Annotated in this window: 14 protein-coding genes and 1 pseudogene; 7 read left to right on the top strand and 8 right to left on the bottom strand. The window is 51.5% G+C overall.

All coding sequences use genetic code 11. From position 1 onward, the window contains the following. Window positions 1–16: 16 nt before the first annotated feature. Window positions 17–1,762, top strand: coding sequence for a gamma-glutamyltransferase (gene ggt / locus JQ822_RS15110; protein WP_213134164.1), 1,746 nt, complete (start codon window positions 17–19; stop codon window positions 1,760–1,762). Between the two features lie 72 nt (window positions 1,763–1,834). Here the strand turns inward: ggt and JQ822_RS15105 are convergent, their stop codons facing one another. The 6 genes and pseudogenes from JQ822_RS15105 to yhhY all read right to left on the bottom strand — a co-directional run bounded on the left by JQ822_RS15105 (window position 1,835) and on the right by yhhY (window position 5,634). Next, complete coding sequence (locus JQ822_RS15105; RefSeq protein WP_049014307.1) at window positions 1,835–2,086, bottom strand: hypothetical protein; 252 nt, start codon at window positions 2,084–2,086, stop codon at window positions 1,835–1,837. A 22-nt stretch (window positions 2,087–2,108) separates the two neighbouring features. Continuing rightward, on the bottom strand, window positions 2,109–2,387 hold the full coding sequence (locus JQ822_RS15100) for a YrhB domain-containing protein (RefSeq protein WP_213134163.1): 279 nt from the start codon (window positions 2,385–2,387) through the stop codon (window positions 2,109–2,111). Between the two features lie 37 nt (window positions 2,388–2,424). Beyond that, window positions 2,425–2,685 carry a hypothetical protein gene (locus JQ822_RS15095; protein ID WP_213134162.1) on the bottom strand — a complete coding sequence of 87 codons (261 nt, stop codon included), beginning with the start codon at window positions 2,683–2,685 and terminating at the stop codon, window positions 2,425–2,427. A gap of 1 nt (window position 2,686) precedes the next feature. Next, window positions 2,687–3,940 (bottom strand): annotated as a pseudogene (gene tssD, locus JQ822_RS24395) (type VI secretion system tube protein TssD). A 273-nt stretch (window positions 3,941–4,213) separates the two neighbouring features. Beyond that, window positions 4,214–5,098, bottom strand: coding sequence for a hypothetical protein (locus tag JQ822_RS15080; RefSeq protein WP_213134160.1), 885 nt, complete (start codon window positions 5,096–5,098; stop codon window positions 4,214–4,216). A 47-nt stretch (window positions 5,099–5,145) separates the two neighbouring features. After that, window positions 5,146–5,634, bottom strand: coding sequence for an N-acetyltransferase (gene yhhY / locus JQ822_RS15075; protein ID WP_213134159.1), 489 nt, complete (start codon window positions 5,632–5,634; stop codon window positions 5,146–5,148). Window positions 5,635–6,050: 416 nt separating this feature from the next. Here yhhY and JQ822_RS15070 point away from each other — a divergent pair, with 416 nt between their 5' ends. The 5 genes from JQ822_RS15070 to gntU all read left to right on the top strand — a co-directional run bounded on the left by JQ822_RS15070 (window position 6,051) and on the right by gntU (window position 11,007). Continuing rightward, window positions 6,051–7,088 (top strand): oxidoreductase, encoded by a 1,038-nt coding sequence (locus tag JQ822_RS15070; RefSeq protein WP_213134158.1) that lies wholly within the window; start codon window positions 6,051–6,053, stop codon window positions 7,086–7,088. Window positions 7,089–7,211: 123 nt separating this feature from the next. Continuing rightward, complete coding sequence (yhhW, locus tag JQ822_RS15065; protein ID WP_213134157.1) at window positions 7,212–7,907, top strand: quercetin 2,3-dioxygenase; 696 nt, start codon at window positions 7,212–7,214, stop codon at window positions 7,905–7,907. Between the two features lie 92 nt (window positions 7,908–7,999). Next, complete coding sequence (gntR, locus tag JQ822_RS15060; RefSeq protein ID WP_213134156.1) at window positions 8,000–8,995, top strand: gluconate operon transcriptional repressor GntR; 996 nt, start codon at window positions 8,000–8,002, stop codon at window positions 8,993–8,995. Window positions 8,996–9,136: 141 nt separating this feature from the next. Beyond that, window positions 9,137–9,667, top strand: a complete 531-nt coding sequence (gntK, locus tag JQ822_RS15055; protein WP_003023475.1) for a gluconokinase — start codon at window positions 9,137–9,139, stop codon at window positions 9,665–9,667. After that, the gene (gene gntU / locus JQ822_RS15050) at window positions 9,667–11,007 is read left to right on the top strand and encodes a gluconate transporter (protein WP_213134155.1); all 1,341 of its coding nucleotides are present in this window, start codon (window positions 9,667–9,669) and stop codon (window positions 11,005–11,007) included. The genes gntK and gntU overlap by 1 nt, the downstream gene beginning before the upstream one ends. A 95-nt stretch (window positions 11,008–11,102) precedes the next feature. On the opposite strand, the gene JQ822_RS15045 is transcribed toward gntU, so the two are convergent. Then, on the bottom strand, window positions 11,103–11,549 hold the full coding sequence (locus JQ822_RS15045) for a hypothetical protein (protein WP_213134154.1): 447 nt from the start codon (window positions 11,547–11,549) through the stop codon (window positions 11,103–11,105). Between the two features lie 692 nt (window positions 11,550–12,241). Next, window positions 12,242–12,835, bottom strand: coding sequence for an NAAT family transporter YhgN (yhgN, locus tag JQ822_RS15035; protein ID WP_135324026.1), 594 nt, complete (start codon window positions 12,833–12,835; stop codon window positions 12,242–12,244). A gap of 189 nt (window positions 12,836–13,024) precedes the next feature. Here yhgN and asd point away from each other — a divergent pair, with 189 nt between their 5' ends. Then, the gene (gene asd, locus JQ822_RS15030; RefSeq protein WP_213134153.1) at window positions 13,025–14,131 is read left to right on the top strand and encodes an aspartate-semialdehyde dehydrogenase; all 1,107 of its coding nucleotides are present in this window, start codon (window positions 13,025–13,027) and stop codon (window positions 14,129–14,131) included. The last annotated feature ends 142 nt before the right edge of the window (window positions 14,132–14,273 follow it).

Here is a 14,273-nt window from a genome sequence, read left to right as displayed (position 1 = left end):
CATCTGGAGAATAACGATGATAAAACCGACGTTTATACGCCGGGTAGCCATTGCTGCTCTGCTCTCAGGAAGTTGTTTTAGCGTTGCTGCCATGCCACCTGCGCCACCGCCGGTATCTTACGGTGTTGAGGAAGATGTGTTCCATCCGGTACGCGCACAGCAGGGGATGGTCGCCTCAGTGGATGCTATGGCTACGCAGGTTGGGGTGGATATCTTAAAGCAGGGCGGTAACGCGGTGGATGCCGCCGTGGCCGTGGGCTACGCGCTGGCGGTGACACACCCGCAGGCGGGGAACCTGGGGGGCGGGGGATTTATGCTGCTGCGCACCAAAGACGGGAATACGACCGCTATCGATTTCCGTGAAATGGCCCCTGCTGGCGCGACCCGAGACATGTTCCTTGATGAGCAGGGCAATGCCGATTCCAAAAAGTCGCTGACCTCGCATCTGGCTTCCGGTACGCCTGGCACGGTGGCGGGTTTTTCGCTGGCGCTGGAGAAATACGGTACGATGCCGCTGAACAAAGTGGTGCGCCCGGCGATGAAGCTGGCGGAAGAGGGCTTTGTGGTTAACGATGCGCTGGCTGACGATCTGAAAACTTACGGCAGCGAAGTGATTCCTGACCACGAGAACAGCAAAGCCATTTTCTGGAAAGACGGCGAGCCGCTGAAAAAGGGGGAAAAGCTGGTTCAGAAGAACCTGGCGAAAAGCCTGGAGATGATTGCCGAGAACGGCCCGGATGCGTTCTATAAAGGGGCGATTGCCGATCAGATTGCTGATGAAATGCAGAAAAATGGCGGGCTGATGACCAAAGAGGACTTAGCCAGCTATAAAGCCGTGGAGCGCACGCCAATCAGCGGCGATTATCGCGGGTATCAGGTCTTCTCGATGCCGCCTCCGTCCTCTGGTGGCATTCATATCGTGCAGATCCTCAATATTCTCGAAAACTTTGATATGAAGAAATACGGGTTTGGCAGCGCCGATGCCATGCAGGTGATGGCGGAAGCGGAGAAATATGCCTACGCCGACCGCTCGGAATACCTCGGCGACCCGGATTTTGTGAAGGTACCGTGGCAGGCGCTGACCAACAAAGCCTATGCCAAATCGCTTGCCGATCAGATTGATATCAACAAGGCTAAGCCATCCAGTCAGATTAAGCCCGGCAAACTCGCCCCGTATGAAAGTACCCAAACTACCCATTTCTCGGTGGTGGATAAAGACGGCAATGCCGTGGCGGTGACCTATACCCTGAATACGGTGTTTGGCACCGGGATTGTGGCAGGGAACACCGGTATTCTGCTCAATAATGAAATGGATGATTTCTCTGCCAAACCGGGTGTGCCGAACGTTTACGGGCTGGTGGGCGGCGATGCCAACGCGGTCGGGCCGAAGAAACGCCCGCTGTCATCAATGTCGCCGACTATCGTGGTAAAAGACGGGAAAACCTGGCTGGTTACCGGCAGCCCTGGCGGGAGCAGAATCATCACTACTGTGCTGCAAATGGTGGTTAACAGCATTGATTTTGGAATGAACGTTGCCGAAGCGACCAACGCGCCGCGTTTCCATCATCAGTGGTTGCCGGATGAACTGCGCGTCGAGAAAGGTTTTAGCCCGGACACCATTAAGCTACTGGAGCAGAAAGGGCAAAAAGTCGTGCTGAAAGAGGCGATGGGCAGTACACAGAGCATTATGGTCGGACCGGATGGCGCACTGTATGGCGCGTCTGACCCGCGCTCCGTGGATGATTTAACGGCGGGATATTAAAGATAATGGCCCTCTTCGGTCGGAGAGGGCCGGTTTGGAAGGCTCAATTTTTAGCGAACATAATATTTCAAACTAAAAAAGATGCTGTTGCTCTTTGATCAAGTTAAAGCCATTTTGGGCTACTTTGTAGCGTGGTCTTGATTTATCTTCGCCATATACAACATCAACCAATCCGCTATTGACAAGGCTCGTTACGATATTCGCAACGTTACCAAATCCAGGGACGTTTCTCGTATAAAGCGCACGATCCAGAGCTATCCAGTTCCAGTTAATATCTTTTTCGGCCATAACTTTCAGTACGTTAAATTCTGTTTCAGTTATCATAGTTGATCGTATCCGAGTGAGCTTAGCTTCGTGTTGTTTTGCTCGTTTCGTAGTCTTTTAAATATTTCTCCAGTGGGCAGGCAGTACCTAAATCAACGATTTCACCGCTATCTTTATCGATGATGAAAGGCACATTTCCTGCCAGGCGGGAAGCGTTGTCTCCGGTTTCGAGGTATTCCCTCGATTCAAAACAAAAAAACCAACCTTCTGCAAACCGTCCGTGGAGCGTGATGACGACAGGAGCATCCGCCTCGCTAAGGTACTTATTGGCCTTGGTTATGGCTTCTTCGTAAGCGATCATAGAGATCCTCCTGACTGTACGAAGTGTTATCGTTGATCTATTTCTCTTTTCGCTCAAGCCCAATATATTCAACAAAACCCTCTCCAGAGTAAACATTCATTCTTATTCTGAGAATATCTATTGCATCTTTTGCAAGTTCTTTAGGTATGAATAAAACAAAAACTCTGTCATCGCCATCAATAATTGTTCCTAATGCCAATTGCGAAAATATATCGTCTGGCAATACATAATCACATAATGTGTCCCTGCTTATTTTTTTTGCTTTTTGCTCTAAAACGTCTAACGGTATTTTTTTCATTCTATGGTCTCCATTCAGGGCTAATTAAATCGCCATCAGGTGAAAAGTTAAATCTGCGTCCATACGGATCAGATATAGAACTCTTACTATTCAAATTGTGATCCCTAAATATCTTTAAAATCGCTCTATCACCAAGAGACGATCTTAATGTCCCATCCGGATGAACATGGCTGGACCATCGCCAGCCTTTAGCAGCAAGTTCTTCAGCTTCGACAGCACCTATCGGTACTCCGGTTGCATTTCCGCGAATAATCAATCTTCTGCCACCTGTTGTAAACATTGCAAACTCGTCGCCTGTAGCAGCACTAAGTGCCGCTAAATCATTCTGCCCAAAGTCTTTGGTTACAATAATTCTTGAACCCACTTTGGGCAATTGTGTCAGAGTTTTTGTTTGTGCAACACTCAGGTTCTCCACACCGGCGGCAATCGCGCGGTAATTCTGCCCTGTTGTCGCAATGGTAGTAGCATCAATGCTATCTGGAACTGATAGTGGCTTCCTGACTTTTACCTGTCCGAGCTTTTCCACTTCCGAAGCTAATCCTAACCGACCCATTCCAAAAACAGATGCGATTGATGCTAAGGCTATTATGGTTCCTTTTGTTTGATCGTTCATAACCTGCTCGTAACCCGCTGGCGCATCACCTCCCAACTTCTCCGCCGTTTCCCTGAAGCCTTCTATATTCCCGTTGTAAATCCCTCCGGCGGCAAGCAGTCTGCCAACCCCTTTGCTGTTTAACGTTTTGAGGCCGTTATCTACGGGTGTTTTTGGGCGGGGGATAAACAGGCGGTTGTAGTTCTCGGGCAACGCCAGGTAGCTGAACTCAGTGTTGGCAACAAGGTGTTTGCAGAGGATGTATTCATAGCTGATGGTTATTGTTTCTGTATCTAAACTATTTTCACTGAACTGGTGTTGAATACTGGATAAGAATGCTCCCCGCAGTTGAATATAATAATACTTCTCCCATCTACCGAATCTATTAATGCGGTAGAAATAAAACTCCATATACAACTATTCGTTGTTGTTAATCGCATTAACAAACAACGGCGTGCTTTTATCGATCAGCTTACAAAAGCGTAGTCCGTGCAACTGAGAGCCTTTGCCGGTACTGGTTATACTATTAGCGAGCGAAAAGGCAAAGATTTCGTCCTCGTGTCCGATTTGCCAGCGGTTACCCACAGATGCAGTGGTTCCACATCCGCCAGAAATGGCGCCTTGTTGCTGTCCTGAAACCATCAGATAGACGATATCACTCATGACATCCTTATCCTTTTATTACGTTTTATTGTAAAAACGGAAATTCTTACTCTTTCTTTTTTAATTACGCTTTCTGATGGTGTTCGTATATAGCAGAAACAAAACGTTTCATTTTAAGTGGTTTTTTTTGAGGAAATTCTGAATATAAATAACGTTTGAAATAAGTATTTACATATTTAATAATGGTGGGTTATTGATAGAATGTTTATTGATGTTCATTAACTCATATCCATAGCCTACATCGTTCTGAACGTTGTAGGCCTTATTCGTCCGTTAAGGAACATACTGTTGCAGTGATTCGGACCAGCGAAATATGTGGCTGCTTTTATCCTGCAGGTCAACGCGTTCTAAATCATAAAATCCCTGCGTCTTTGCCGACCGCAATTTCAGGATGTACTTACTCTCGCTAATGTCATGCTGTCGCGTTCCGTCTTTATTCCAGTCTCCGGCGATGTCCTGATATTGATAAACAAGGCTGGAAAACACGTTTATTATCTTGCTGTCTTTGATTGTGTAAAGCTCCAGCACTTCATAAAATGCGCCACCGCCGGAATACGCCTCAGAGTATCCGCCGCGTACTCCGAACGCCAGAGTCTCTGGCGCGATTCGGTATGGTGCCAGATCCAGTTTTGTATAATAAGCCAGCGGTTTAACTGACTCATCATTGCTCTCCTTTTCGGCGGCCTTATTCCATGCCGAGAGTTGGTTCAGCGGTTTTTCCGAACGCGCGAGCGGCTGTAATTGTTGGTTCTGCCAGGAAAAAACGCCGAGGTATAATTTATTGGCGCGCCCGTTGCTATAGTTTTCCGGACAATCATTATCTGCGTATTTCTTTGCCTGTTCGGCAGCAACCTGATTATCGGCGAAACAGGCGACGCCAATATATTTACCGTCTTTTCCCCAGGCTTTGGCACCCGAGAGGATGAGATTTTTAGCATCTTCATTCGGCGCAACCCAGGCAATCCACTGGGCAACATCTAACCCTTCTGGTAGTTCGCCAAATCCTTTCGCAGGTGTTTCCCCTGCCATTTGCTCGGCAAAAATCTGTTTACCTTCAGGATGTTGAATGGCGCCGGGCACGGCAGCGAGATTTTGTACGGTCGTGGCGTAGGCAGGGAAGAGTGTTGCCAGAAAAACCAGGGGAAGAGACTTTTTCACTATTGCGTCCTTTCAATAAAAAGGGCGAAATGGCTCGCCCTCCATAATTATTTCACGCGTGCCATAAAGTACGCATCGACATACTCACCGTTGCGCAGGCCATATTTCTTACCGGTGCCTTCAATCTCAAAGCCATGTTTCTTATAAACTGCGACAGCAGGCTCATTATCGACAAACACCGTGAGCTCAATACGGTCGACGCGCAGCCAGTTGTCGCACATGTCGATCATCGTGCGAATAAGTGCGCTGGCAACGCCGCGATTCTGCCACCGGGCGTCAACGCAGATACCAAAATCGGCAACGTGGCTGCGGCGCGGGCGCTGGGCAACTTCGATGCAGAGATGTCCGACGACAATATCATCAATGCAGGCGACCAGTTGTTTGATCCCGACTCGCTCGGTTAGTCGTGCTTGCCACATCTCCATGGAAGGATGAGGAACCTGTAGCGTGTTGTGATACACCTCCGGCTGGGCATGGATCTGACGAATTGCGTCGTAATCTTTTGGTTCAGCGTGGCGTATCACTATCTCACTCATTCCTTATCTCCTTCAGGGTTAATTGAGTCTTTACCCTCGCTGAGAAAGAAAAATCCGTCAACTGCATTTTTTTGCAAAAAGAAGTAGACAAGTGCGAATGAGAATGATTATTATTGCTCTGCGTTCAGGGGAACCCTACGGAGAACCTGAAAGCACGACATTGCTCACATTGCTTCCAGTATTATTTTAGCCAGCTTTTGCTGGCTTTTTTTTTGGGGGGTTTCTGCCTGGCTTACTTGTCATTTTGTCCCCGGGAAGTGCTCGTGCTCCTCACGTACTGCGTGTACGCTCCGGGCCCTGCGCGCTTGCCGTGAACAAACTGCCTGCGACGCCGACGGCCGATCCTGTAGTGATGGATTCAGTCTCCAGCCGCTTTGCGCTATGGTGTAGACAATCACCTTCAAAAGGACTGTCTCATGACCTTACACTGCGCATTTATTGGTTTTGGTAAAAGTACCACTCGCTACCATTTGCCGTACGTCCTCAGCCGCAAAAATAGCTGGCATGTCGCGCACATTTTCCGCCGCCACGCCAAGCCGGAAGAGCAGGCACCGCAGTATTCGCATATTCATTTCACCAGCGACCTTGACGAGATCGTAAACGATCCGCAGGTGAAACTGGTGATCGTCTGTACCCACGCGGATAGCCACTTTGAATACGCGAAGCGCGCGCTGGAAGCGGGTAAAAGCGTACTGGTGGAGAAACCGTTCACGCCGACGCTGGCAGAAGCAAAAGTGCTGTTCGACCTGGCGCGAAGTAAGGGGCTGACCGTTACGCCGTATCAGAATCGTCGTTTTGACTCCTGCTTCCTCACCGCCAAAAAAGCGATTGAGAGCGGCAAACTGGGTGATATTGTTGAAGTGGAAAGCCATTTTGACTACTACCGTCCCGTGGCGGAAACCAAACCGGGTCTGCCGCAGGACGGTGCGTTCTATGGGCTTGGCGTGCATACGATGGACCAAATCATCTCGCTGTTTGGTCGTCCCGACCATGTGGTCTATGACATCCGCAGCCTGCGTAACAAAGCAAATCCTGACGATACCTTTGAAACGCAACTGTTCTACGGTGACCTGAAGGCCATCGTCAAAACCAGCCACCTGGTAAAAATCGACTATCCGAAGTTTATCGTTCATGGCACCAAAGGTTCGTTTGTGAAGTACGGTATCGATCAGCAGGAAACCAGCCTGAAGGCTAATATCATGCCGGGTGAGCCTGGTTTTGCCGCTGACGATTCCGTCGGTGTGTTGGAGTATGTCAACGATGACGGCCTGACGGTGAGAGAAGAGGTGAAGCCGGAAGTGGGGGATTATGGCCGCGTTTATGATGCGCTGTACCAGACGCTGACAGTCGGCACGCCTAATTACGTCAAGGAATCTGACGTTCTTACCAACCTGGAAATCCTCGAACGCGCCTTCGAACAGGCAACTCCTGCGACGATAACCCTCGCTAAATAACGTTAATCGACTCCTCTGGGCTTGTTCATATTTTTTGAACAGAGGAGTCAATTTTCACCCTCTATGATCCCCGGGCGATTGAGTCCACACTTACCCCATCGAAAACATCTGGGGGTGAATACAATGATCTTCTTACGCAAAGCAAACGACCGTGGTCATGCGAATCATGGCTGGCTCGATTCCTGGCATACCTTTTCTTTTGCTAACTACTATGACCCGAATTTTATGGGGTTCTCGGCACTGCGCGTCATTAACGATGACGTGATTGACGCAGGTCAGGGCTTTGGGACGCACCCCCATAAAGATATGGAAATTCTGACCTACGTGCTGGAAGGCGCGGTCGAGCATCAGGACAGCATGGGCAACAAAGAGCAGGTTCCTGCCGGTGAGTTTCAGATTATGAGCGCCGGGACGGGGATCCGTCACTCGGAGTACAACCCGAGCGATACTGAGAAACTGCATCTGTATCAGATCTGGATCATCCCGCAGGAAAACGGTATTACGCCACGCTATGAGCAGCGCCGTTTCGATGCTGCGCAGGGCAAGCAACTGGTGCTGTCGCCGGATGCGCGTGATGGTTCATTGAAAGTGTACCAGGATATGGAGCTGTACCGTTGGGCACTGGTCAAAGATGAGCAGTCGGTGCATCAGATTGCCGCTGAACGTCGCGTCTGGATCCAGGTCGTAAAAGGCAACGTCACCATAAACGGCACTAAAGCCACGACCAGCGATGGCCTGGCAATCTGGGATGAACAGGCAATTTCTATTCATGCCGACAGCGACAGTGAAGTTTTGTTGTTTGACTTGCCACCGGTATAAATAAATGTCACAACCTTCCCGAGTAATCGGGAAGGTTCACTCGCGTCCGTGGTAAACTGGGGAAATCTATCCCTTTTATATCATTCAGGACGATGAAAAAGAAAAGACCCGTACTTCAGGATGTAGCCGACCGCGTGGGCGTGACCAAAATGACGGTCAGCCGCTTTTTGCGTAACCCGGAGCAGGTATCCGTGGCGCTGCGGGGCAAAATTGCCGCTGCACTTGATGAGCTGGGTTACATTCCCAATCGCGCTCCTGATATCCTTTCTAACGCCACCAGCCGTGCTATCGGCGTCCTGTTGCCCTCTCTCACCAACCAGGTTTTTGCTGAAGTGTTACGCGGTATTGAGGCCGTTACCGACGCCCATGGGTATCAGACTATGCTGGCGCACTACGGCTATAAACCGGAGATGGAACAGGAGCGTCTGGAATCGATGCTGTCGTGGAACATCGATGGCCTGATCCTCACCGAACGTAGCCATACGCCCCGCACGCTGAAAATGATTGAGGTTGCGGGCATCCCGGTGGTTGAGCTGATGGACAGCCAGTCTCCGTGTCTGGATATCGCCGTGGGTTTTGACAACTTCGAGGCCGCGCGTCAGATGACCGCAGCGATCATCGCACGCGGGCACCGCCATGTTGCCTATCTCGGCGCACGTCTTGATGAACGTACTATCATCAAACAGCGGGGTTACGAGCAGGCCATGCGTGACGCCGGTCTGGTGCCGTATAGCGTGATGGTGGAACAATCTTCTTCCTATTCGTCCGGTATTGAGCTTATTCGTCAGGCGCGGCGTGAATACCCGCAGCTGGACGGCGTCTTTTGTACCAACGATGATCTGGCGGTAGGTGCTGCATTTGAATGCCAGCGTTTAGGGCTGAAAATCCCTGACGATATGGCGATTGCCGGTTTCCACGGTCACGACATCGGGCAGGTGATGGAGCCGCGTCTGGCGAGCGTGCTCACGCCGCGTGAACGCATGGGCAGCATTGGCGCAGAACGCCTGCTGGCGCGCATTCGTGGTGAAGCGGTCACACCTAAAATGTTAGATTTAGGTTTCACCTTGTCACCGGGCGGATCTATTTAAGCCAACAAGTTTGACGTAGCTCACACTTATACACTTCGGGCACGAATGGATATTGCTTCTCCATTTGTCCGGCTGGACAATGTTACCGATAACAGTTACCCGTAACAATTTCCTGATTCTTGTACCAGTGGGGGCAACGCTTTGAGCACGACTAATCATGATCACCACGTTTACGTTCTGATGGGCGTATCGGGCAGCGGTAAATCTGCTGTCGCCAGCGAAGTGGCGCATCAACTGCAGGCCGCGTTTCTTGATGGCGATTTTCTCCATCCGCGCAGCAACATCATGAAAATGGCTTCCGGTGAGCCACTCAACGATGATGACCGTAAACCGTGGTTACAGGCGCTGAACGACGCCGCCTTTGCAATGCAGCGTACCAACAAGGTTTCGCTGATCGTCTGTTCCGCCCTGAAAAAAGTCTATCGCGACCAGCTGCGCGATGGTAACCCGAACCTCTCTTTCATCTATCTGAAAGGGGATTTTGACGTTATCGAAAGCCGCCTGAAAGCGCGTAAAGGCCACTTCTTCAAAACGCAGATGCTGGTGACCCAGTTTGAAGCGCTGGAAGAACCGGGTGCGAATGAAAACGATGTACTGGTGGTCGATATCGATCAACCACTGGACGGTGTGGTCGCCAGCACCATTGAGGTTATTAACCAGGGCAGTAAGTAGTGACTACATTAACGCTTGTTTTAACAGCAGTAGGTTCCGTTTTATTACTGCTGTTTTTAGTGATGAAGGCGCGCATGCACGCCTTCCTTGCTTTGATGGTGGTGTCTATTGGTGCAGGTCTCTTTTCCGGTATGCCGCTCGATAAAATCGCCGCGACCATGGAAAAAGGGATGGGAGGCACGCTCGGTTTCCTGGCGATTGTTGTGGCGCTGGGGGCGATGTTCGGCAAGATTTTGCATGAGACCGGCGCGGTCGATCAGATTGCCGTCAAGATGCTGAAATCCTTCGGCCATAGCCGCGCGCATTACGCGATTGGCCTGGCCGGTCTGATTTGCGCGCTGCCGCTGTTCTTTGAAGTGGCGATTGTGCTGCTGATAAGCGTAGCGTTCTCGATGGCGCGTCACACCGGTACCAACCTGGTTAAATTAGTCATTCCGCTGTTTGCGGGTGTGGCGGCGGCGGCTGCGTTCCTGCTGCCGGGGCCAGCGCCAATGCTGCTGGCTTCCCAGATGCACGCTGACTTTGGCTGGATGATCCTGATTGGCCTGTGTGCGGCGATTCCGGGTATGATTATCGCCGGACCGCTGTGGGGTAATTTCATCAGCCGTTACGTTGAGCTGAACATTCCTGATGACATTACCGAGCCGCACTTGGGCGAAGGTAAAATGCCGTCCTTCGGCTTTAGCCTGGCGTTGATCCTGCTGCCGCTGGTATTGGTTGGCCTGAAAACCATCGCCGCACGCTTTGTGCCGATCGGTTCTACTACGTACCAATGGTTCGAGTTTATCGGTCACCCGTTTACTGCGATTCTGGTGGCTTGTCTGGTGGCGATTTACGGTCTGGCAATTCGCCAGGGTATGCCGAAAGACAAGGTGATGGAAATTTGCGGACACGCGCTGCAACCGGCGGGGATTATTCTGCTGGTGATCGGTGCGGGCGGCGTGTTCAAACAGGTGCTGGTCGATTCCGGCGTTGGTCCGGCGCTGGGTGAAGCGTTAACCGGAATGGGCCTGCCGATTGCCATTACCTGCTTCGTGCTGGCGGCGGCGGTGCGCATCATTCAGGGTTCTGCAACCGTAGCCTGCTTAACGGCGGTGGGTCTGGTGATGCCAGTGATTGAACAGCTGAACTTCTCCGGCGCACAGATGGCGGCGCTGTCTATCTGTATCGCAGGCGGCTCGATCGTGGTCAGCCACGTCAACGACGCCGGTTTCTGGTTGTTCGGTAAGTTTACCGGTGCGACCGAAGCACAAACGCTGAAGACCTGGACGATGATGGAAACCATCCTCGGTACGGTCGGTGCGATTGTCGGTATGATTGCCTTCCAGCTGTTGAGCTGAGTCTTGTTGCCCGGTGGCGCTTGCGCTTACCGGGCCTACAAACGAGCACACATCCACATCGTAGGCCGGGTAAGCGCAAGCGCCACCCGGCTTTTTTACAGCACCATCACACCATCCTCGATTTTCAACCAACGCGGTGCTTTCAGCGTGTCGGCGAAATAGCCCACCAAATCCTGCAGCAAATCACCCGCCACTCGCTCCATATCATCAGAAAGCGTTTTGCTCATCAGCAAATGCGTCAAAAGCTGGCAGTAACGCCCCATCTGGTCTGGCTCAGGCTCGAAAAGGGGAAAACGGGTCGGGAATGTTTCTACCGTCAGGCTCGCTTGCAGATGCTGCGGTACAGGTTCTGCTAAGGTCGGTTGCAATAACGCGAGACAGGCCGACAGACGTGCACAAATCGCCAGTTTTTCAACCGGGTCATGGCATTCAACCAGCCCTTCGACAAAACGCTCGCAGTTATCCGCCAGTTCGGTGAAATCTGTGGCATGGCTAAAGGGCAGGGTAAATAAAGAGTGTGAAAAGAGAGGGGTAGTCGCCATAGGGCAGCCTCCAGTATGTTTTATTTAAACCACCACCGGAGAGGCTAATCTCGCGGGTGGCAGAATCGAGCGGAGTTAGCCTTACCGGTCATACTGGATACCGGCGCGTCTTGCGACGCCCCCGCTCGACCCGCCATTGAGACGAAATCGGTCGTACGACATAGAAGTATATGTCGCCAGTATGATTTTCAGAAGGCTAATCCTGGCACCTGATTTTGCAGGTGCAGCGAGAAGATAATGCTTATCCGCGATGCTGACAAGAGGGCATTCCGGAAGGCACCTCGCAGAAATGGAAATACGTTTTTTCAGCGAGTTAAAAGCATAAGGAATACCTGAAATTACAGCGGTGCCGTTGGTCCGGCTGAAAATCGCTGAGCTGTTTCCTGGACGCCGGGGCGACGCGCAAGGATGCGCGGCGAGGGCGCCGTTTGCATGGACGCTACCTGCGCCTGTCCCCGGAAACGGGAAGGAATAAGGCGAGGGAACCGCGAAGCGGCGATTTTCCTGCCGGATAGCCGGGATTGTTAAGGGGGCTGCGTAGCCCCCTTAACACGTTCACCGATGAAGAAACTCCAGAGAAGCAACGAACATAACGTGAACGGAACCGTTCTCTGAAATACCATGTTCTTCCAGTTTCAACACGATTGCCCGGCGGCGCTTGCGCTTACCGGGCCTACAAAATCAACGAAATATCACCCCTTCATCCACATCCGCACGCCGTCGAGGAACATCTGCGTTGCCATCATCACCAGAATCAGCCCCATCAGACGCTCCAGCGCGTTAACCCCTTTCTCGCCCAGTAGACGCAAAAACAGCGACGACTGCAGCAAAATCACAAACGTACCGCCCCAGGCGATCAGCAGCGCAATCACCAAATGCCCCATCTGATTAGGGTATTGATGCGACAACAGCATCAACGAGGCCAGGATTGTTGGGCCGGCCACCAGCGGAATTGCCAGCGGGACGATAAATGGCTCTTCACCCGCCGGAAGTCCGGTGCTGTTGCCGGTGGCGCTGGGGAAAATCATCTTGATGGCGATCAGGAACAAAATGATGCCCCCGGAAATCGATACGGTTTCTGCGCGCAGGCTAAGAAATGCCAGAATTTTCTCGCCCGCAAACAGGAATATCAGCATCACCAGCAGCGCAATAAACAGCTCGCGAATCATAATTGCGCGACGGCGTTTTGGTTCGGTATGTTTCAATACGGACATGAAAATGGGCAGATTTCCGAGCGGATCCATAATCAGGATCAATAAAACTGCCGCTGAAATGATTTCATTCATAACTCAAATTCCCTGATAATTACCACGGACTTTCTGCTTGCTAGCGCAGCGGGATAAGTCGCATTACTGATGGCTTCGCTATCATTGATTAATTTCACTTGCGACTTTGGCTGCTTTTTGTATGGTGAAGGACACGTCACAGGATAATGACGTACATACACAGCACACATCTCTGCAGGAAAAAACGCTATGAAAAATGTTGGTTTTATCGGCTGGCGCGGTATGGTCGGCTCTGTACTCATGCAACGCATGGTAGAAGAACGCGACTTCGACGCCATTCGCCCTGTTTTCTTTTCTACTTCCCAGCTTGGTCAGGCAGCACCGACGTTTGGTGGTACCCCAACCGGCATGCTTCAGGATGCATTTGATCTCGATGCGCTGAAGGCGCTCGACATTATTGTGACCTGTCAGGGCGGCGATTATACCAACGAAATCTATCCAAAGCTTCGTGAAAGCGGTTGGCAAGGTTACTGGATTGACGCAGCCTCAACGCTGCGCATGAAAGACGATGCCATCATTATTCTCGATCCGGTTAACCAGGATGTGATCACCGATGGTCTGAATAAAGGCGTTAAGACCTTTGTCGGCGGTAACTGCACCGTCAGCCTGATGCTGATGTCTCTCGGTGGCCTGTTTGCCAACGATCTGGTGGACTGGGTGTCTGTTGCGACCTATCAGGCGGCTTCCGGCGGCGGCGCGCGTCATATGCGTGAACTGCTGACGCAGATGGGCCATCTGTATAGCCATGTGGCCGATGAACTGGCGACCCCTTCTTCTGCTATCCTCGACATCGAACGTAAAGTGACAACCCTGTCCCGCAGCGGTGACCTGCCGGTTGATAACTTTGGCGTACCGCTGGCCGGGAGCCTGATTCCGTGGATCGACAAACAGCTCGATAACGGTCAGAGCCGTGAAGAGTGGAAAGGACAGGCAGAGACCAACAAAATTCTCAACACGTCTTCCGTGATCCCGGTGGATGGTCTGTGCGTGCGCGTCGGCGCGCTGCGCTGCCACAGCCAGGCGTTCACCATTAAACTGAAAAAAGATGTGTCGATTCCGACCGTGGAAGAACTGCTGGCCGCGCACAACCCGTGGGCGAAAGTGGTGCCAAACGATCGGGATATCACCATGCGTGAGTTAACCCCAGCGGCCGTAACCGGCACGTTGACCACGCCAGTAGGACGTCTGCGTAAGCTGAATATGGGACCAGAGTTCCTGTCAGCCTTTACCGTGGGCGACCAGCTGCTCTGGGGGGCTGCGGAGCCATTGCGCCGCATGTTACGCCAGCTGGCGTAATCGTTCAGCGCATGTCTGCTGGCTAAGGCGGAGCCGCCATCCGGCAGACAATTATCGTGTTTAAACAATGGGTGCTAAGTCGCCCTTTTTTTGCGTAATACAGGAGTAAACGCAGATGTTTCATTATTTACAGGGGGTAAGA

The sequence above is a fragment of the Citrobacter sp. FP75 genome, from assembly GCF_018342065.1.
In the GTDB taxonomy this organism is placed as follows: Bacteria; Pseudomonadota; Gammaproteobacteria; order Enterobacterales; family Enterobacteriaceae; genus Citrobacter.
The sequence above is the reverse complement of the archived record's forward strand: the minus strand, read 5'-3'. Positions and strand labels throughout refer to the sequence as shown.